This is a genomic window from Acidovorax sp. Leaf191 (assembly GCF_001424425.1).
In the GTDB taxonomy this organism is placed as follows: Bacteria; Pseudomonadota; Gammaproteobacteria; order Burkholderiales; family Burkholderiaceae_C; genus Acidovorax.
In genome coordinates, this window is the sequence record NZ_LMPT01000003.1 from 139483 (window position 1) to 158888 (window position 19406).

General features: G+C 66.3%; 21 protein-coding genes. 11 read left to right on the forward strand and 10 right to left on the reverse strand.

The features are described 5' to 3' along the window. Positions 1–27 precede the first annotated feature (27 nt). Positions 28–1164, reverse strand: coding sequence for a cupin domain-containing protein (locus tag ASG27_RS05055; protein WP_056411823.1), 1137 nt, complete (start codon positions 1162–1164; stop codon positions 28–30). 55 nt (positions 1165–1219) lie between these two features. On the opposite strand from ASG27_RS05055, the gene ASG27_RS05060 reads away from it, so the two are divergent. Further along, positions 1220–1744, forward strand: a complete 525-nt coding sequence (locus ASG27_RS05060) for an FKBP-type peptidyl-prolyl cis-trans isomerase (RefSeq protein ID WP_056411826.1) — start codon at positions 1220–1222, stop codon at positions 1742–1744. 63 nt (positions 1745–1807) lie between these two features. Here ASG27_RS05060 and ASG27_RS05065 read toward each other — a convergent pair whose 3' ends face one another. From ASG27_RS05065 to coaBC, 4 genes are all read right to left on the reverse strand, one after another. Continuing rightward, the gene (locus ASG27_RS05065) at positions 1808–2314 is read right to left on the reverse strand and encodes a glycine zipper 2TM domain-containing protein (RefSeq protein ID WP_056411827.1); all 507 of its coding nucleotides are present in this window, start codon (positions 2312–2314) and stop codon (positions 1808–1810) included. Between the two features lie 195 nt (positions 2315–2509). Continuing rightward, positions 2510–2956: a dUTP diphosphatase gene (dut, locus tag ASG27_RS05070; protein ID WP_056411829.1), complete on the reverse strand. Its 447-nt coding sequence runs from the start codon at positions 2954–2956 to the stop codon at positions 2510–2512. After that, positions 2953–3450: a hypothetical protein gene (locus ASG27_RS27465; RefSeq protein WP_235503900.1), complete on the reverse strand. Its 498-nt coding sequence runs from the start codon at positions 3448–3450 to the stop codon at positions 2953–2955. Before ASG27_RS27465 ends, dut begins: the two co-directional genes overlap by 4 nt. A gap of 39 nt (positions 3451–3489) precedes the next feature. Then, complete coding sequence (gene coaBC, locus ASG27_RS05080) at positions 3490–4713, reverse strand: bifunctional phosphopantothenoylcysteine decarboxylase/phosphopantothenate--cysteine ligase CoaBC (RefSeq protein ID WP_056411831.1); 1224 nt, start codon at positions 4711–4713, stop codon at positions 3490–3492. A gap of 91 nt (positions 4714–4804) precedes the next feature. On the opposite strand from coaBC, the gene ASG27_RS05085 reads away from it, so the two are divergent. The 7 genes from ASG27_RS05085 (at position 4805) to ASG27_RS05115 (ending at position 10848) form a co-directional block, all read left to right on the forward strand. Next, complete coding sequence (locus ASG27_RS05085; protein WP_056411832.1) at positions 4805–6463, forward strand: CTP synthase; 1659 nt, start codon at positions 4805–4807, stop codon at positions 6461–6463. A 10-nt stretch (positions 6464–6473) separates the two neighbouring features. Next, positions 6474–7328, forward strand: a complete 855-nt coding sequence (kdsA, locus tag ASG27_RS05090; RefSeq protein WP_056411834.1) for a 3-deoxy-8-phosphooctulonate synthase — start codon at positions 6474–6476, stop codon at positions 7326–7328. A 67-nt stretch (positions 7329–7395) separates the two neighbouring features. After that, on the forward strand, positions 7396–7794 hold the full coding sequence (locus tag ASG27_RS05095; RefSeq protein ID WP_156371003.1) for a hypothetical protein: 399 nt from the start codon (positions 7396–7398) through the stop codon (positions 7792–7794). Positions 7795–7897: 103 nt separating this feature from the next. Next, positions 7898–8188 carry a DUF1330 domain-containing protein gene (locus tag ASG27_RS05100; RefSeq protein WP_056411837.1) on the forward strand — a complete coding sequence of 97 codons (291 nt, stop codon included), beginning with the start codon at positions 7898–7900 and terminating at the stop codon, positions 8186–8188. Between the two features lie 172 nt (positions 8189–8360). Beyond that, positions 8361–9647 (forward strand): phosphopyruvate hydratase, encoded by a 1287-nt coding sequence (gene eno, locus ASG27_RS05105; RefSeq protein ID WP_056411840.1) that lies wholly within the window; start codon positions 8361–8363, stop codon positions 9645–9647. 198 nt (positions 9648–9845) lie between these two features. Next, complete coding sequence (locus ASG27_RS05110) at positions 9846–10124, forward strand: septum formation initiator family protein (protein WP_056411842.1); 279 nt, start codon at positions 9846–9848, stop codon at positions 10122–10124. A 211-nt stretch (positions 10125–10335) separates the two neighbouring features. Then, a complete protein-coding gene (locus ASG27_RS05115) occupies positions 10336–10848 on the forward strand; it encodes a hypothetical protein (RefSeq protein ID WP_156371005.1) in 513 nt (170 codons plus the stop codon). A 106-nt stretch (positions 10849–10954) separates the two neighbouring features. Here ASG27_RS05115 and ASG27_RS05120 read toward each other — a convergent pair whose 3' ends face one another. The 3 genes from ASG27_RS05120 to ASG27_RS05130 all read right to left on the reverse strand — a co-directional run bounded on the left by ASG27_RS05120 (position 10955) and on the right by ASG27_RS05130 (position 13417). Then, the gene (locus ASG27_RS05120) at positions 10955–11437 is read right to left on the reverse strand and encodes a CZB domain-containing protein (protein WP_056411846.1); all 483 of its coding nucleotides are present in this window, start codon (positions 11435–11437) and stop codon (positions 10955–10957) included. 254 nt (positions 11438–11691) lie between these two features. Next, complete coding sequence (gene hslO / locus ASG27_RS05125) at positions 11692–12684, reverse strand: Hsp33 family molecular chaperone HslO (protein ID WP_056411848.1); 993 nt, start codon at positions 12682–12684, stop codon at positions 11692–11694. Between the two features lie 208 nt (positions 12685–12892). Next, positions 12893–13417, reverse strand: coding sequence for a gamma carbonic anhydrase family protein (locus ASG27_RS05130; RefSeq protein ID WP_056411851.1), 525 nt, complete (start codon positions 13415–13417; stop codon positions 12893–12895). A 118-nt stretch (positions 13418–13535) separates the two neighbouring features. On the opposite strand from ASG27_RS05130, the gene ASG27_RS05135 reads away from it, so the two are divergent. The 3 genes from ASG27_RS05135 to ASG27_RS05145 all read left to right on the forward strand — a co-directional run bounded on the left by ASG27_RS05135 (position 13536) and on the right by ASG27_RS05145 (position 17070). Beyond that, entirely contained in the window at positions 13536–14339 is an 804-nt protein-coding gene (locus ASG27_RS05135; RefSeq protein WP_056411852.1) for a ferritin-like domain-containing protein, read from the forward strand. An 89-nt stretch (positions 14340–14428) separates the two neighbouring features. Continuing rightward, positions 14429–15697: an EAL and HDOD domain-containing protein gene (locus tag ASG27_RS05140; RefSeq protein ID WP_056411854.1), complete on the forward strand. Its 1269-nt coding sequence runs from the start codon at positions 14429–14431 to the stop codon at positions 15695–15697. A gap of 92 nt (positions 15698–15789) precedes the next feature. After that, the gene (locus ASG27_RS05145; protein ID WP_056411855.1) at positions 15790–17070 is read left to right on the forward strand and encodes an EAL and HDOD domain-containing protein; all 1281 of its coding nucleotides are present in this window, start codon (positions 15790–15792) and stop codon (positions 17068–17070) included. Between the two features lie 242 nt (positions 17071–17312). Here the strand turns inward: ASG27_RS05145 and ASG27_RS05150 are convergent, their stop codons facing one another. Further along, complete coding sequence (locus ASG27_RS05150; protein ID WP_056411857.1) at positions 17313–18278, reverse strand: Bug family tripartite tricarboxylate transporter substrate binding protein; 966 nt, start codon at positions 18276–18278, stop codon at positions 17313–17315. Positions 18279–18358: 80 nt separating this feature from the next. Then, on the reverse strand, positions 18359–19282 hold the full coding sequence (xerD, locus tag ASG27_RS05155; RefSeq protein WP_056411858.1) for a site-specific tyrosine recombinase XerD: 924 nt from the start codon (positions 19280–19282) through the stop codon (positions 18359–18361). Positions 19283–19406: the final 124 nt, after the last annotated feature.

Here is a 19406-nt window from a genome sequence, read left to right on the forward strand (position 1 = left end):
CGGTGAATGGCTCGATCGACCGATCCGTCAGCCAGGGTGCTCCGTCCAGGCATGCGCCCATCCGTCATCGCACCAGGACGACAGCAGCTCGAGCGCGTCGTCGCTGGCCTTGGCCAGCTCGCGCGCCGTCAACTGGCGCTGGTCGGCCAGGCGGCGCATCAGGGTGGCATCGCGGCCTGCGGCGCGGTAGCTCTCGCCATTGATGAACACATGGTGCGCGTCGTACATCATGCGGCTCTTGCGGTCCAGGCGCACGCCTTCCAGCATCACGCGCGTGTCGCCGGGTTCGAACCACACGCTCGCCTTGGGCTCGGTCAGGTATTCGCCCAGCGCGCGCTCCAGCACCAGCGGCTCCGCCAAGGCCTTGGCCAGCGCCTCGCGGGCAAAGTCGGTCAGGCCTGCCGGGATGGCCGCAGGCTGTGAGACCGCCTCTTGCCCGGCATCGCGGTACAGCGATGGCGGGCCCTCCCCGTCGCCTGCATCCTCGGCCAGGCGCACCAGCAGCTCCTGGGCAAGCTCGGCACGCGCAGGCGCGCGGAAGCCGATGGAATAGGTCATGCACTCCCCTTCGGCAATGCCGTCGTGCGCGTAGCGGGGAGGCAAATACAGCATGTCACCCGGCTCCAGCACGAACTCTTCCTCGGGCTCGAACTGGGCCAGCACCTTGAGGGGAATGTCGTCGCGCAGGCTCAGATCCTTCTGGCGCCCGATGCGCCAGCGGCGTTTGCCGTGGGCCTGCAGCAAGAACACGTCGTAGCTGTCGAAATGCGGACCCACGCCGCCGCCGTGCGAGGCATAGCTGATCATGAGGTCGTCGAGCCGCGCCTCGGGCACGAAGCGGAACTGCTGCATCAGCGCATGCACGGCATCGTTGTGCAAATCCACGCCCTGCACCAGCAGGGTCCAGTCGGGCTGCTGCAGCGCAGGCAAGGCCCTGCGGCTGAAGGGCCCGTGGCGCAGCTTCCAGGCGCCTTTGACCAACTGCACCAGGCGCGACTCCACCCCCTCCTGCGCAGCCAGCGAGAAAAGGTCGGCCCGCAGCACGGGCGCCTGAAACTGGGGAATGGCCTGGCGCACCAGCAACGGCTTTTTTTGCCAGTGGCGGCGCATGAACTGCGCAGGGGTCAGACCGCCGAGCAGGGAAAGGGGTTGCTGGATATCCATGGAAGCGGTCCGCCCCGAGCGACAGGGCCTTTGATCAAACTGCGACAATTCTCCTATGGAAATTACCCAACAATGCGTGGTCGCGCTGACCTGGACACTGAAAGACACCCTGGGCGAAGAACTTGACGTTCTGGACGAACCGGTGGAATTCTTGGTGGGCGGAGACGACCTTCTGCCCCGTATCGAAGAAGCACTACAAGGCCACGGCCCCGGCGCTACCCTGCAACTGCACCTGGAGCCCGAGGACGCCTTTGGCGACTTCGATGACCAGGTGCTCTTCCTGGAGCCGCGATCACTCTTCCCGGCAGAGATCGAGGAAGGCATGACCTTTGAAGGCACCGCCCTGCCCGACGGTTGCAACCCCGACGCGCCGCGCAACGCGCTGTACACCGTGGCGGAAATCTACCCGGAGCACGTCGTGCTGGACGGCAACCATCCGCTGGCAGGGATTGCGCTGCGCCTGCAGCTCACGGTTCAGGCCGTGCGGGAGGCGAGCGAAGAGGAAATTGGGCGGGGCACGGCAGGCACCGGCTTCTTCCGCGTGCAGCCGCAGGCGCCGGGCGGCTCGATGCTGCATTGATGGCTGTCAGGTGCTGGAAGGTGAGGCCCCTTCAAGCACCCGACACCCGCAGGCGTGCACAGGTCAGACGCGCGAGATCTGGCCGTTGTACAGGCGAACGCGGTCGCCGATGCGCAGGTCGCCGGGGTTCGCGACGTCGTACACACGGTAGCCGCCCTGATCCAGTTGGACTGACAGGCGGTAGCCCTGGGCTTCCTGGTTGTTGTAGTTGCGGCCTTCGATGGCGTTGCCGGCTACGGCACCACCGATGATGCCCACACCCGTCGCGGCAGCGCGACCGGAGCCCTTGCCGATCTGGTTACCCAGCACGCCACCCACCACCGCACCGATCACGGCGCCAGCGCCGGACGTCTGGCCTTGACCGCGGCTCTGCAGGACTTCGATGTTGGAGACACGGCCGTACTCGGTGCCTTGCGGGTTGTTGGGGTAGGACGGCGCGGTCTGGTAGCCGCCAGAGTACCCGCCGGAGTATTGGGGCGCAGGAGCGGATTGGTTGTGGCCACAGGCTGTGAGGGAAGCAGCCAGCACGACGGCACCGGCAACAGCGAAGGAACGGGTCATTTGCAACATATTCATCTCCTAAGGTCAGATTCAGGGCAAGCAAGGTATCAAGCACGGTACGCAGGCATCACGCCTTGCAACACACCATCATTGGAACAACGCCCCAAGCCTACCCAGCGTAGACGCAGAGACCACGCTCCTGTGCGTAACAGACCCTTAGAAAAGTAAGCGCCGTCTTACATCTTCACCTGTCCTGCATCGCTTTCAGGACTTGCCCGTGGAGCCGTAGCCCCCCTCGCCGCGCTCCGTTGCTGCGAACTCCGTCACCACATTGAACTGCGCCTGCACCACCGGCACGATGACCAGTTGCGCAAGGCGCTCCATCGGCTCCAGGGTGAACGCAGTGCTGCTGCGGTTCCACGCACTCACCATGAGCTGCCCCTGGTAGTCGCTGTCGATCAGGCCCACCAAGTTGCCCAGCACGATGCCGTGCTTGTGGCCCAGGCCGGAGCGCGGAAGGATAAGCGCCGCGTAGCCGGGGTCCTTGAGGTACATCGAGATGCCCGTGGGCACCAGTTGCCACGCGTTGGGCTGCAGGGTGAGCGGTACATCCAGACAAGCCCGCAGGTCCAGCCCTGCGCTGCCGGGCGTGGCGTAGGTGGGCAACTGGTCCGCCATGCGCGGGTCGAGGATCTTGACGTCAATCTTCACTGCGGTTTCTTCTTTCCTGTTTGGTTGCGTTGCTGGGCTACCCGCCGCAGTCGGTCTTGCAATGCGTCGGTGCCAAAGCCCGCCGCATCTTTACTGGTGGCGATGATCTTCGGCGCCGACTCGATCAACCAGCCGAGCCCCCACCAGATGCTCGCCATGACCACGAGGCCGGGCAGTGAGCCCTGGCTGAAAATGAACAGCGCAATACCGTGGATCACGATCAAAAGCAGCAGCAAGGGCCGAACGATACGCAGCAGACCGAGGAACGGCATCACCGCCTGGGCCAGGTCCGGGGGCACGATCTGCCCCGCTGCGCGTGCGGCGTCCGATGCCTGGGATTTGCTCGCGGCGGTGCTTCGGATGGACGCCACAGGCACCGCTCTCGCCGCCCTGGCGGCGTTCGCCGCGGCCGGTGCGGTCAAGCGCTCCACGTAGCTTGCAAAATCGCCATCGGGCGGCGTGTCCCACTCGGGCTTGGTGGCACCAGTCTTCATGTGGCCTCCTGGATGGCTGTGTCAGAACGTGTTCGCGTCTTAGGCCCGCGCAGGCGGCAGGCGTGCCGCGATGTCCTGGATGAGCTGCTGGGCCAGCACGCGCTTGGAGGCGCGGGGCAGCTCCCGGTGCCCCTTCTCGTCGACCAGCAACAAGGCATTGTCATCCTGCCCGAAGGTTGCCGGGCCGATGTTGCCCACCAGCAGCGGCACGCCCTTGCGTGCGCGCTTGGCCGTGGCATGGGCCAGCAGGTCGTGGCTTTCTGCCGCGAACCCCACGCAGAACAGGCTGCCGTCCACAGCGCGTGCAGACTGCGCCACGCGGGCCAGGATGTCGGCGTTCTCGACGAAGCCGAGGGTCGGCGTCTGGCCGGAACCATCCTTCTTGATCTTCTGGGCCGACGGCGCAGCGGGGCGCCAGTCGGCCACGGCGGCAGTTGCTATGAAAACCGAAGCATCCTGCGCCCGCTGCTCCACCGCCACCAGCATGTCCTGGGCCGACTGCACATCCACACGGCGCACGCCGCGCGGCGTGGGCAGGTGCACCGGGCCGGCCACCAGGGTGACATCCGCACCCGCTTCGCGCGCAGCCCGCGCGATGGCGAACCCCATCTTGCCGCTCGACAGGTTGGTGATGCCCCGCACCGGGTCGATGGCTTCGAAGGTGGGGCCCGCCGTGACCAGCACCTTGCGGCTCGCCAGCACCTTGGGCGCGAAGAAGGCGATCACTTCTTCGAGCAACTCGGCCGGCTCCAGCATGCGGCCGTCACCCGTCTCCCCGCAGGCCTGGTCGCCATTGCCCACGCCCAGCACCACGGCGCCGTCCTGTGCCACCTGGGCCAGGTTGCGCTGCGTGGCCGGGTGGGCCCACATTTCGCGGTTCATGGCGGGCGCCACCAGCAGCGGCACGCGCTGCACCGGTCGCGCCAGACACAGGAGGCTGAGCAGCTCGTCCGCCCTGCCCTGCACCAGGCGGGCGATGAAGTCCGCACTGCACGGCGCAATCAGGATCGCGTCGGCCTCGCGGCTCAGGTTGATGTGGGGCATGTTGTTGGGCTCGCGCGCATCCCACTGCGAGCCATACACCGTGCGGCCGGACAGCGCCTGCATGGTCACCGGGGTGATGAACTGCTCGGCCGCCTCGGTCATCACCACCTGTACGGTGGCCCCTGCCTTGATGAGCTGGCGGCACAGATCGGCCGACTTGTAGCAAGCCACGCCTCCACTCAGACCCAGAACCATGTGTTTGCCAGCGAGCTCATTCATGCGGCGAATTTAGCAGACGGTATGCCCCCCTGCCGGCGGGGGGCTGGCGGGGGGGCATCTATAATCCCAATTTCCCACCACCAAAAAAGACATGACCAAATTTGTCTTCGTCACCGGCGGTGTGGTGTCTTCCCTGGGCAAGGGAATCGCCTCAGCCTCCCTTGCCGCGATCCTCGAATCGCGCGGACTCAAAGTCACCCTCATCAAGCTTGACCCCTACATCAACGTAGATCCGGGCACCATGTCGCCGTTCCAGCACGGCGAGGTTTTCGTGACCGACGACGGCGCAGAAACCGACCTCGACCTGGGCCACTATGAGCGTTTCATCGAAACGCGCATGAAAAAGACCAACAACTTCACCACGGGCAAGATCTATCAGTCCGTGCTGGAGAAGGAGCGTCGCGGCGACTACCTGGGCAAAACCGTGCAGGTCATCCCGCACGTCACCAACGAAATCCAGGAGTTCATCAAGCGCGGCGCCGGTATCGGCACGCCCGATGCCGTGGATGTGGCCATCGTCGAGATCGGCGGCACTGTGGGCGACATCGAATCGCTGCCGTTCCTGGAAGCCGTGCGCCAGATGAGCCTGCGCATGGGCCCCAACAATGCGGCCTTCGTGCACCTGACCTACCTGCCCTGGATCGCCGCGGCCGGTGAGCTCAAGACCAAGCCCACCCAGCACACCGTGCAGAAGCTGCGCGAGATCGGCATCCAGGCCGACGCCCTCTTGTGCCGCGCAGACCGCCGCATTCCCGAGGAAGAGCGCGCCAAGATCTCGCTGTTCACCAACGTGCCCGAATGGGGCGTGATCAGCATGTGGGACGTGGACACCATCTACAAGGTGCCCCGCATGCTGCACGAACAGGGGCTCGATGGCCTCATCTGCGACAAGCTGCGCCTGAACACGCCGCCCACCAGCCTCAAGCGCTGGGACGACCTGGTGCACGAAACCGAGCACCCGCAGGGCGAAGTCACCATCGCCATGGTGGGCAAGTATGTGGATCTGTCGGACAGCTACAAATCCGTCAACGAGGCCCTGCGCCACGCCGGCATGCGCAACCATGTGCGCGTGAAGATCGACCACGTCGACTCCGAGACCATCGAGAGTGCCGACGCTGCCGCCAAGCTCGCAAAGTACGACGCCATCCTGGTGCCCGGAGGCTTCGGCGCCCGCGGTGTGGAAGGCAAGATCGCCACCGCCCAGTTCGCACGCGAGCACAAGGTCCCTTACCTGGGTATCTGCCTGGGCATGCAGGTCGCGACCATCGAATACGCGCGCCACGTGGCGGGACTGGCCAACGCCAACAGCACCGAGTTCGATGCCACCACCCCGCACCCCGTGATCGCGCTGATCACCGAGTGGAAGGATGCCGACGGCACCATCAAGACCCGCAACGAGAACTCCGACCTGGGCGGCACCATGCGCCTGGGCGCGCAGAGCTCCGACGTGTCGGCCGACACCCTGGCGCACACGATCTACGGCGACGTGGTGACCGAGCGCCACCGCCACCGCTACGAAGCCAACGTGAACTATCTCGACCAGTTGCGCGAAGCCGGCCTCGTGATCTCGGCGCTGACCCAGCGCGAGCAGTTGACCGAGATCGTAGAGCTGCCCCAGGCCGTGCACCCCTGGTTCATCGGCGTGCAGTTCCACCCCGAATTCAAGTCGACGCCATGGAACGGCCACCCGCTGTTCAATGCCTTCATCAAGGCAGCCGTCGAACACCACCAAGCGGCTGTCAAAGCCTGATGGGAGACCTATGCAGCTGTGCGGATTCAACGTCGGCCTGGACCAGCGCTTCTTCCTGATCGCGGGTACCTGTTCCATCGAAGGCCTGGACATGTCGCTCGACGTGGCCGGCCAACTCAAGGAAGCCTGCGCACCGCTGGGCATTCCGCTGATCTACAAGGGCTCGTTCGACAAGGCCAACCGTTCGTCCGGCTCCAGCAAGCGCGGTGTCGGGCTGGAGGCGGGCCTGAAGATCCTCGACGAAGTGCGCCGCCAGCTGCAGCTGCCCATCCTGACCGACGTGCACGACACCTCGCACGTGGCCGAGGTGGCCAGCGTGGTCGATGTCCTGCAGACCCCGGCCTTCCTGTGCCGCCAGACCGACTTCATCCGCGCGGTGGCCCAGTCCGGCAAGCCGGTGAACATCAAGAAGGGCCAGTTCCTCGCGCCCTGGGACATGAAGAACGTCATCGACAAGGCCCGCGCTGCTGCTAGGGAAGCGGGCCTGTCGGAAGACCGCTTCCTGGCCTGCGAGCGCGGCGTGAGCTTTGGCTACAACAACCTGGTGGCCGACATGACCAGCCTGGCCGAGATGCGCAACTCCGGCGCGCCGGTGGTGTTCGACGTGACCCACTCGGTGCAAAAGCCCGGCGGCCTGGGCGCTGTCAGTGGCGGCGCGCGGGACATGGTGCCGGTGCTGGCCCGCGCCGGTGTGGCCGTGGGCGTGGCGGGGCTGTTCATGGAAACCCATCCCCGTCCCGCAGAGGCGTGGTCGGACGGACCGAACGCCGTGCCTTTGAAGCACATGAAGGCGTTGCTGGAGACGCTGGTGGCCCTGGACCGCGTTGTGAAGGCACAGCCTCTGCTTGAAACTGATTTCGAGTGAGCTCATTTTTCAGCGTGCACTTCACAGATCTGTCGCCAGCGTAGCCATACAGCAGCACCTAGAAGCTATGAGTGCACCTCAGTTCGACCTGTCTGCACGAGACCAGAAGGCAACTTCGAACATGGCAAACGGGAGCGCCGTCATACGCACTGCCGGACAAAAAACGCCGATGCGGCCGCTATGGAGAATCGTGCTGTTTGGCATGTATGCGGCGGGCCTGTTCCTGCTGGTGCTGTTTGGCGGAAACGAACACGACTGGATGCTGCAGATGGACCCGAGCCTTGAGGAAGGCTCCATCGAGAGCAACGGCAACCGGCAATTATTTACCGGACTGGTCTTCGCCTCCATTTGCGTCACGCAAGGTTTAGCCATCGCCACAGCGGCATCGACGGGCCAAAAAATTCTTTCTGGATCATTGATCGTTCTCGCATGCGCAATTTGGTTTGTTTTGTCGTTCAACGCTTGAGATGAATCAGAGCGCCCTGATGGACTGCGGCAGAATGCTGCGCTTGCTACTCGCAGGTCCTGTCACCCGTATTTCTCCCACAAGCAACTTTGGAGCCTGAGACATGAGCAGTGGTTACGTCATCGCATCCGTCACCGTCACCAACCCCACGCAGTACGAGGAGTACCGCAAGTGGAGCACGCTGGCCATGCAGGCCCACGGTGCCGAAGTGTGCGTGCGCGGCGGCAAGGTCGAGGTGCTGGAAGGCGACTGGAACCCCGGCCGGACCGTGATCCTCAAGTTCGCGAGCTTCGACGCGGCCCGCGCGTTCTACGACACGCCCGAGTACCAGAAGGCCAAGGCCGCGCGCGAAGGCGCGGCCATCATGAGCATGGTCTGCGTGGAAGGCGTCTGAGCGCACTGGCGTCCCGTCGCCGGTCGGGTTGTACCCTGTTCGTACCTGCCCGGCCAGACCACTATCAAATCAGTAGCATAGAATGACTACAGACGTGCCGCAGCGGCCATCCAGCGCCTGAAGAAGCCCGTCTTGCCCGTCTGAACGAATTTCAAAAACCTCAAGGAAAATCATGAGTGCCATTGTTGACATCGTAGGCCGCGAAGTGCTGGACAGCCGCGGCAACCCCACCGTCGAATGCGACGTGTTGCTGGAGTCGGGCGTGATGGGCCGCGCAGCCGTGCCCTCGGGAGCCTCCACCGGCAGCCGCGAAGCCATTGAAATGCGCGACGGTGACAAGGGCCGCTACCTGGGCAAGGGCGTGCTCAAGGCTGTGGAGCACATCAACACCGAGATCTCCGAAGCCGTGCTGGGCCTGGATGCCTCCGAGCAGGCCTTTCTGGACAAGACGCTGATCGACCTCGATGGCACCGAGAACAAGGGCCGCCTGGGCGCCAACGCGATGCTCGCCGTTTCCATGGCCGTGGCCCGTGCCGCGGCTGAAGAGTCCGGCCTGCCGCTGTACCGCTACCTGGGTGGCATGGGCGCCGTGCAGTTGCCCGTGCCGATGATGAACGTGATCAACGGCGGCGCGCACGCCAACAACAGCCTGGACCTGCAGGAGTTCATGATCATCCCCGTGGGCGCCCCCACCTTCCGCGAAGCCGTGCGCTGGGGCGCCGAAGTGTTCCACGCCCTCAAGAAGATCCTGCACGACAAGGGCATCAGCACCGCCGTGGGCGACGAAGGCGGCTTCGCCCCCAGCGTCGAGAACCACGAAGCGGCCATCCGCCTCATCCTGCAGGCCATCGAAGCCGCAGGCTACACGGCCGGCGAGCAGATCGCCCTGGGCCTCGATTGCGCGGCCAGCGAGTTCTACAAGGACGGCCACTACGTGCTGGAAGGCGAAGGGGGCCTGAAGCTCACCGCCCAGCAATGGACGGACATGCTGGCAGCCTGGGTCGACAAGTACCCGATCATCAGCATCGAAGACGGCATGCACGAAGGCGACTGGGACGGCTGGAAGCACCTGACCGAACGCCTGGGCGACAAGGTGCAGCTGGTGGGCGACGACCTGTTCGTGACCAACACCAAGATCCTCAAGGAAGGCATCGACAAGGGCATCGCCAACTCGATCCTGATCAAGATCAACCAGATCGGCACGCTGACCGAGACGTTCGCCGCCATCGAAATGGCCAAGCGCGCCGGCTACACCGCCGTGATCTCGCACCGCTCGGGGGAAACCGAAGACAGCACCATTGCCGACATCGCCGTGGGCACCAACGCCGGGCAGATCAAGACCGGCTCGCTGTCGCGCTCGGACCGCATCGCCAAGTACAACCAGCTGCTGCGCATCGAAGAAGACCTGGGCGAGATCGCGTACTACCCTGGCCGCGCCGCGTTCTACAACCTGAAATGAAGCTTGCCCTGAGCCGCTTCGCGTCTTTCCCCTCTCCTGCGGGAGGGGGACGCACCCCCTGGCCCGTCCAAGCCGGCTCCACGGGTGCGCTGATGTGGAGCGTGCCCAGGGCGTCCGTTGCGCCCCTGCGCGCAACGAGTGGACTGTGCCGCCCTGGCGGCCCGGCAGCGCCACACTGACCCACCCACCGCCTGAGTCATGGGTTCACGCATCGTGCCTGTCATCCTGCTGGCCTTGCTGGCAGCGCTGCACGCCCAGCTCTGGCTGGGGCGTGGCAGCGTGCCGCGCGTCAACGAGATGCAGCGGCAGATCGACGTGCAAAAGGCCGCCAACGACCAGGCGCGGCAGGCGAACGAGCGCTTGTCCTCCGAGGTGCACGACCTCAAGGAGGGCCTGGACATGGTGGAAGAAAAAGCACGCAGCGAGCTGGGCATGGTCAAGCCCAACGAGGTGTATGTGCAGTTCACGCCGCGCTGAGCCCACGCTGCGCCCTCTGTAGTGCCGGTGATGCCGGTGGCGCCTGTGTGGGTGGCTGGAGCTTTTACCTGCAGAGGGGCACGCACTGCAGACCTCGCGTGCACCGCTCAAGAATTGTCTGCGCACGCCCCTTGGCTGTCTTTATCCTTCCCGCCCATTACCCCAAAGGCTGCCGCATGACGGGCGGCATCCACCCCAGGCCCATTGCACCGTGACTTCTCCGCCTTCCGTCATCCTGCTGGGCGCGCCCGGTACCGGCGTGCAGACGCTCTGTGCAGCGCTTGAGCGGCACCCAGCCACCACATCGGTGCGCCTGGCGTGGGGCCACATGCTGGATGCCACGGCAGACCCGGCGGCGACCGCCGACGCGGCGGGCACCACGGTGTTGCTGATGGGCCTGGATCAACCCTGCCCGGACAGTGACCGGCTCGCCCAGGAGGCCGCCGACGCGGAGCTGCGATCAGCACTTGCACGCGCGGGCATCAGCTACCGGGTGGTGTATGGACAGGGTGCACAGAGAATCACCAGCGCACTCAACGCTATAAAAAGCATAGCGACTGGCGCTTATCCATCAAGCGGTAGCGGCCATTTTGAACCCGATACGGACCCATCCGCCACCCGCACGGCAAGGCTGCGGGCGTGGAACTGCGAGAAATGCAGCGATCCTGAGTGCGAGCACCGCCTCTTCACCGCCCTGACCGGGCGCGACAGCCAGCGCGGCTGACGACGGCCACCCCGTCTTGCACACAGGCGGCTCGCCGGCTCAGCGGTGCTGCAGCGCCTGCAGGGCGCGCAGCCCCGGACGGCCATCGACGACGCCGGCCCCTCACTCAGGCCTGCGTTTGCTGCACCAGGCCCCGCTTGAGCTCCTTGAGCAGCAGCACCACCTGGCCGGAGCCGTAGCGGTAGCCGCCGTTGAGCACCTGCACCGCCTTGTCCCACTCGCCCTGCTGGGCCAGTTCCACCAGCAGCGCCGCCTGCTCATGAAAGTACTGGTGGCGCGCCATCAGCACGGCGTAGGCAGGCTGGTCGCTCAGCAGTTCACCGCCCAGACCATGCAGCCAGCGCCCCAGGGTGCCGCGGTCGCTGCGGCGCACCTCGGCGGGGTCCAGGCCGTGGGTCGTGCGGCCTTCCAGGTAGTCCATGAGGTGCGCCTTCCAGCGCTCGTGGGCGTTGATCGCGGCATCGATATCCAGGGCCGCCAACAGGGTGTCGGCGCGCAGGGAGTCCCGCCCCGAGGCGCCGTCACCCAGTTCCAGCGGCGGCGCCGCAGCGCGTCGTGACCCACCCCATACCCGACGAAGAATACCCATAGCCCCTCTTGCAGCACCGCCCGCAGTTCCCACCCACCCGAGAAGATGCCCGGGGTTACGCCCTCCAAAGCGGGGCAGCGCCGAAGACGCCCGCCACCCCGCGCGAGAAGGCCGATGTTAGGTGCCCACCAGCGGGCCGTGCAAGAAAAAAAGGCGCGCCATTGTCAACGATGGTCAATGCGGGCGGCCGCGGCGACCCTGCACGCCAGCCCGGCGCGCCGGGGGCGCCGGGCACCGCCGACGGCCAGGGCGCGCTACTGGATGCCGCTGGGCCCCGGCGGCTGGCTGGCTGCGGGCGACACGAAGATCTGCGCGGCATCCACCGCGTCGAAGCGGTACTGCTGGCCGCAGAATTCGCAGCCCACCTCGATGTCCTCGCGCTCGGCCAGGATGCTCTCGGCCTCCTCGGGGCCCAGGCTGCGCAGCATGCTGCTCACGCGTTCGCGGCTGCAGGTGCATGCGAAACGCGGGCCCTGGTCTCCCTGCTGCGGCTCGAAGCGCAGCAGTTTTTCTTCCCAGAACAGGCGGCGCAGGATGGTGTTGACGTCCAGCGTGAGCAGCTCTTCACGCGTCAGGCTGGACGCCAGGTGCGCGATGCGGTTGTAGTCCTCGTTGTGGCCGATCTGGTCTTCGTTCTCGCTGTGGGTGAGGCTGGTGGCCAGGTTGCCTTCGCCCTTGATGGGCATGCGCTGGATCAACAGGCCTGCGGCCACCTGGTCGTTGGCGGCCAGCACCAGCACGGTGTCGAGCTGCTCCGACTGCAGCATGTAGTGCTGCAGCACGTCCGACAGGCGATCGAGCTTTTCGCGCTGGTCGCCGTGCAAGGGGACCACACCCTGGTAGGGCTGCTGGCCGGGGTGGCGGTCCTTGGGGTCCAGCGTGATGGCGCAGCGCCCGCCACCGCCCACGTTGACCATGTGGCTCAGGCGTGCGCCGTCGGGCAGCTCGCCGTTCACCGTGGCCGTGGCGCGCAGGCTCAGATCGGACTGCACCTCGGCCACCGCCAGCTTCACCGGGCCGTCGCCGAAGATCTGCAGCACCAACGCGCCGTTGAACTTGATGTTGGACTGCATCAGCACGCCGGCGGCAGCCATCTCGCCCAGCAGCTCGCTCACCGGTGCCGGGTAGGCGCCGGTGCTGGTGTTGTTGGCGCGGCGGCGCAGGATTTCGGTCCACGCATCGGTCAGGCGCACGATCATGCCGCGCACCGGCAGGCCGTCAAAAAGAAACTTGTGAAGTTCAGACACGCAAAAAATTCCCAGAAAATTACCGGCACTCAGGCGGTGCCATCCATCGCATTGCACACCGCCAGCCACCCGCAAAGCCGGCCCGGCACTGCGAGCGCCCCGGTGTGACGGGCTGCGCCCACCCACCAGGTGCATCCCCCTCCCGCAGCGCGCAGCACGGCGAGACCGTGCGAAGGCGCGAAGCGGCGCAGGGAGCGTTTCAAAGTCTTCAACCGATTTTATGCAGCCCGTTCTGGAACCGGCGCGCGTTGTCGATGTAGTGCTGGGCGCTTTGGCGCAGGCCCTCGATCTGCTCGGGCGTGAGTTCGCGCACCGCCTTGGCGGGGCTGCCGATGATCATGGAGCCGTCGGGGAACTCCTTGCCCTCGGTGACCAGGGCGCCCGCCCCCACCAGGCAATGCTTGCCGATCTTCGCGCCGTTGAGCACCACCGCACCGATGCCGATCAGCGTCTCGTCGCCGATGGTGCAGCCGTGCAGCATGACCTGGTGGCCCACCGTCACGCGTTCGCCCACCACCAGCGGCTTGCCGATGTCGGCATGCAGCACGCTCGCATCCTGGATGTTGGAGCCCGCGCCGATGGTGATGGTCTCCGTGTCGCCCCGGATCACCGTGCCGAACCACACGCTGGTGTCTTCGCCCAGCACAACGTGGCCCATCACCTGGGCACTGTCGGCCACCCAGGCCGATGCCGCCAGCTGGGGCACCATGCCATCGAGTTCGTAAATCGCCATGCAATAGTCTCCGAGAGGGTGGGCCCGCCTGGGCGCCCCGTGTTGGTATCCATGCGCCGCGGGCCAGCGTTACAAACGCGTGCACGGTGCGCCAATGGCAAGGCCTAGAATTGTAAGGATGGAGCTTCGCCACCGTGCACTGCAGGTCTTGTGCCTTGCAGACCCCGAACAAAAAGCGGCTGCGGCGCTGGACCTGCATGCGCAAGCAGCTACGCTTTCGATAGCAGAAGACACCCCTGCCCTGCCGGACGGCGCTGGCGACCTGCCCGGGCGCCCCGCGCGGCCCGAACTGCGGCGCCACACCGACATGGCGCGGCGCTCGCCCGCCACTGCAGAGGGCCGCGCCGTATTGGTCCATGCGATTGCGCACATCGAATTCAATGCCATCAACCTGGCCCTGGACGCCGTCTGGCGCTTTGGCGGCATGCCGCGTGCGTACTACCTGGACTGGATGCTGGTGGCGGCCGAGGAAGCGCGGCACTTCAGGCTGCTGCGCGACCACCTGCGCAGGCAGGGGCACGACTACGGCGACTTTCCGGCCCACCAGGGCCTGTGGACGATGTGCGAGAAGACCGGCCACGACATCCTGGCGCGCATGGCGCTGGTGCCGCGCACGCTGGAGGCCCGGGGGCTGGACGCCACGCCGCAGATCCAGGCCAAGCTGCGCCAGGTGGGCGCGCCGGACGCCCTGGAGGCCGTGGCCATCCTGGACATCATCCTGCGGGACGAGGTCGGCCATGTGGCCATCGGCAACCACTGGTACCGCTGGCTGTGCGAGCGTGCGGGGCACGACCCCGAAACCCTCTATGGCACCCTGGTCACCCAGTACGAAGCCCCGCGCCTCAAACCCCCCTTCAACGAAACCGCGCGCCGCAAGGCAGGCTTTACCGACAACGAATTGCGCTGGCTGCAGCAGATCTGACCCCGGCCACGACGGGCCCGGCGATCGCTCCTACAATGCGCCGCGCCCGCGCCGCTGACACCCGCCTCTCTTTCTTTCATACTCTACCCATGACTTCACCCACTGCTCCCGGCGCCCCTCCCTCCCCTCCGCCACCCGGCAGCCAGGCTTCGGTCGCGATGATCGCGCGGCAGGCCATCGTGAATGCGCAGCAGGTCGTGGTGGGCTACGAACTGTTCAACCGCTCACGCACCGGCGCCGCGCACACTGCGGCCACCGACGTGATCCTGGTGTTCACCGCGCTCTCGCACGCGGGCACCGAAGAGCTGGTGGGCAAGAAACTGATCTTCGTCAATTGCACGCACGAAAGCCTCTCGGGCGGCCACCTCGAGCTGCTGGACCCGGACAAGGTGGTGCTGGAGATACCGCCCCTGGGCCACGCTGCAGCGGACGAAGTCGCCACGCGCATGCCGATCCTGGCCGAGCTGCGCGAGCGTGGCTTTCACCTCGCGTTCAACCACACGGTGCTGCAGTCGGCCTACGCCCCCTGGCTGCCGCTGGCCGACTACATCAAGCTCGACCTCTCCGTGCTGGCCCATGACCAGCTGGCCGTGCTCATCAGCTATGCAGGACGCAACTCCAAGGCCGAGCTGATCGCCGAGAAGGTCGAAACCGCCCAGCAGTACGACATGGTGTCCAGCCAGGGCGTGCAGCTGTTCCAGGGCTACTGGTTCGCGCGTCCGGCGCTGGTCGAGGCCAAGCTGCTCGCGCCCTCGCAGGCCGCCATCATCGAGCTCATCAACCAGGTGCGCAAACAGGCCAGCACGGACGACATCGAGGAGACGCTCAAGAAGGACGCGGGCCTCGCCTTCAACCTCATGCGCCTGATCAACTCGGCCGGTTTCGGCCTGTCGCGCGAGGTCACGTCCTTCCGCCAGGCGGTGATGCTCATGGGCCTCAAAAAGCTGTTCCGCTGGGCGGCCCTGCTGCTGACGGCCTCGCGCGCTGGCGGCACGCCGTCGTCCGTGGGCCAGACCGCCGTGGAGCGCGGCCGCCTGATGGAGCTGCTGGCGCTGGAGACGCTGCCGCCGGAAGAAGCCGACCAGGCCTTCGTCGTGGGCATCTTCTCGCTGCTGGATGTGATGCTGTCCATGCCCATGGAGTCGGCGCTCGGCCTGCTCAACGTGCCGGAGCCCGTGGCGGCGGCCTTGCTGCGCCGCGAAGGCTTTCTGGGCGACCTGCTCACGCTGGCCGAGGCGTGCGAGTCGAGCGACGACGCCGCCTTCGACCGCACCGCCGGCCTGCTGCACCTGACCAGCCAGCAGATCAACTTCGCCCACCTGCAGGCCCTGGCCTGGGCGGACCAGGTCACGGCATGACGCAGCGCCCGCACCCCTGCAAACCAGTGCTGGGCTGCGGCGGCTGTGGGGTCTAGAATCAACGCAGCCCCGAAAACCCTACCGCAGACCCCATGTCCAGCTCACCCGAACAAGACGCCCCCGAAGCAGTTGCTCCTGCGGTCGAACCCGTCGACGAGAACATTGCCATCATTGCGCGTCAGGCCATCGTGGACGAGACCCGCGCGGTCTACGGCTACGAGCTGTTCGACCGCTCCACCGCCTCCGATGCGCACACCGCCGCCAGCGATGCGGCCCTGCTCTTCAATGCCCTGTCGTACGCGGGCACCGAAGCGCTGGTGGGCAAGAAGACGGTGTTCATCAATTGCACGCACGACAGCCTCTCGGGCGGCCACCTGGAGCTGATCCACCCCGAAAAGGTGGTGCTGGAAGTGCCCCCGCTGCCCGACGGCGCCACGCCGGAAGAAATCGAAGGCCGCCTGCCCACGCTCGAAGCCCTGCGCACCCGCGGCTTTCGCCTGGCGTTCGACCAGCAGGCCCTGCGCCGCGCCTACACCAGCTGGCTGCCGCTGGCGGCGTTCATCAAGCTGGACATGATGGCGTTCAAGCCCGAGCTGGCCACACCGCTGGTCAAGTTCGCCACCACCCACAGCAAGGCCACCCTGGTCGCTGAAAAGGTGGAAACCGCCGAGCAGTACGAACTGATGCGCGGCCTGGGCGTGAAACTCTTCCAGGGCTTCTGGTTCGCCAAGCCCTCGCTGGTCAAGGCCACCACCATCCGTCCGTCGCAGGCCACCATCATCCAGCTGATCAACCTGGTGCGCAAACAGGCCACGACGGCCGAGATCGAAGACCTGCTCAAGAAAGACCCCACGCTGTCTTTCAACCTGCTGCGTTTCATCAATTCATCGGGGTTCGGCCTGTCGTGCGAGATCACCTCGTTCCGCCACGCAGTGATGATCCTGGGGCTCAAGAAGCTGTTCCGCTGGGCGGCCCTGCTGATGACCACCACCCGCGCGGGCGGTGCGCCGCCGGCCGTGGGCCAGACCGCCGTGGTGCGCGGCCGCCTGATGGAGCTGCTGGCCGCCGAACTGCTGCCGCCCGAAGAATGCGACAACGCCTTCGTAGTGGGCGTGTTCTCGCTGCTGGACACCATGCTGGGCGTCCCCCTGGAAAAGGCCCTGGAGTCCGTCGCCCTGCCCGAACCCGTGATGGACGCGCTGCTGCGCCGCACGGGCGTGTTCGCGCCGTTCCTGGAGCTGACCATTGCCTGCGAAAGCGGCGACGAAGTGGCGTTTGCCAAGAACGCCGATGCACTGCACCTGTCCAACCGCCAGGTCAACTGGGCCCACCTGCAGGCGCTGACCTGGGCCGAGGGCTTGAACGACGAGTAGGCCTGTCAAGCGCAGCGTGAGCGCTTCGGTGCCGTGGCAAGCGCTTGTCCCCCCCTGCAAAAAGCCCTGCTCGCCAGGGCTTTTTGCATTTTGCTTTCTGCTTTTTGCGATGTCTTCCAGTGCATCTGGCTGCGTGGCGCGTGGCAGTTGCTGCCGCGCTGCCACGTGATCCGCCCACAAGCACCGCCGCCGGTCCGGCGGCGGTGCTTGCCAGTGCATCCACTCATCAATCCATCAATCCATCAATCGAGTTCCAGCTTGCGCTCGCGGATGAGCCGGGCCCATTTCTCGTTCTCGCCCTTCACGAAGCTGAAGAACTCCACCGGGCCCAGCGAATGCACTTCGGAGCCCGTGGCCGCGAACTTGGCCTTGATGTCCGCTTGCGCCAGCACCTTGGCAAGCTCGGCGCTGAGTCTGTCCACCACCTCCTTGGGCAGACCCGCAGGACCGACCAGGCCCTGGAAGCCCACCGACTCCATCGCCCCCAGGCCCAGCTCGCCCACCGTGGGCACATCGGGCAGTTGCGGGTCGCGCCGGGGCCCGGTCACGGCCAGCGCTTTGAGCTTGCCGCCCTTGATCTGCGGCAGCAGCACCGGCCCCGCATCGATGAGCAGCTGCGTCTGCCCGCCGATCAGGTCCTGCACCGCCGGCGCGCTGCCCTTGTAGGGCACATGCGTCACATCGAGGCCGGTGGCCTGGTTCATGAGCTCGCCGTTCAGGTGGGTGGAGGTGCCCGCGCCGCCCGACGCGAAGTTCACCTTGCCGGCGTTGGCCTTGGCCCAGGCCACCCAGTCCTTGAGGTCCTTGGCAGGGTGGTCCAGGCGTGTCACGGCGATGTAGCTCCCCTGGCTGATCTGGCCGATGTAGCTGAACTGCTTGAGCGGCTCGTAAGGCATCTTGCGCTGCAGGTAGGGCGCGATGGCGAACGGCCCCGTGTTGGCCAGCAGGATGGTGTAGCCGTCCGGCGCTGCGCGCGTGAGCTCGGTCGCGGCCAGCATGCCGCCCGCGCCCGGCTTGTAGTCGACCACGATCTGCTGCTTGAGCGCCTCCTGCAGCGGCACCTGCACCGTGCGAGCGGCAAAGTCGATGCCGCCGCCCGGCGGGTAGCCCACGATGAGGCGGATGGGCTTGGCCGAGGGCCAGCCCTGGGCCATGGACAGGGTGACCAACCCCAGCAGCAACGCGCCAGCCATCAGTTTCTTCTTCATGCTTTTGTCTCCTTGTGTTGTTGTGTGAAATCAGACTTGGCACTGCAATGCCCCGCAACGCAACGCAACGCAGCGCTGCGTCACCCGCGCGGATGGTGCTCCGAATGCAGCACCTTGAGCCGCTCCCGCGCCACGTGGGTGTAGATGGTGGTCGTGGAGATATCGGCGTGCCCCAGCAGCAGCTGCACCACGCGCAGGTCGGCGCCGTGGTTGAGCAGGTGGGTGGCAAAGGCATGGCGCAGCGTGTGGGGCGACAGCGGCACGGTGATGCCCGCCACGGCCGCCCATTTCTTGACGATGACCCAGAACATCGCCCGCGTCATGCCGCTGCCGCGCTGCGTCACGAAGAGGTCGTCCGTCTGCTGGCCCGAGAGGATGGCGCCGCGCGCCTCCTGCAGGTATTGGTCCAGCCACTGGCGGGCCACCTCGCCAAAGGGCACCAGGCGCTCCTTGCCGCCCTTGCCCATCACGCGCAGCACGCCTTCGGCCAGGCCCAGCTGAAAGGTCTTGAGCGTCACGAGTTCGGTCACGCGCAGGCCGCTGGCGTACATCAGCTCCAGCATGGTGCGGTCGCGCACGCCCAGCGGGTTGCCCAGGTCGGGCGCGTTCAGCAGCGCCTCCACCTGCGCCTGCGACAGGGTCTTGGGCACGCGCAGGGGCTGGCGGGCGGCCGTGAGCCGCACCGTGGGGTCGGCCGTGATGCGGCGCTCGCGCAGCGCCCAGTGGAAGTAGCGGCGCAGCACCGTGAGCCGCCGGTTGGCGGTGGTGGCCCGGGTCTCTGCGTGCCGCGCTGCAAAGTAGCCGTTCAGGTGGCGTTCGGCCGTCTCGTCCAGCGCCACGGCGGGCTGCTGCGCGGCCAGCCACTGCGCGTACAGGGTCAGGTCGCGCCGGTAGGCCGCCAGGGTGTTGCGCGACAGGCCGTCCTCCAGCCACAACGCGTCGATGAATGCGTCGATGGCGGAGTCGCCCGCACGACCCTGCCCGGTGGCGGCGAGGGCCGTCATGGAGCCCACGCGTACCCCCGTCGCTGCGGGGTGAGGTCACCCAGGACGGGGCAGATGCTGTGGTGGTGCGAACGGTGGTCCGCTGCGAAATCGGGGGTGGTCATGGTCAGGCTCTGGGGCTTGG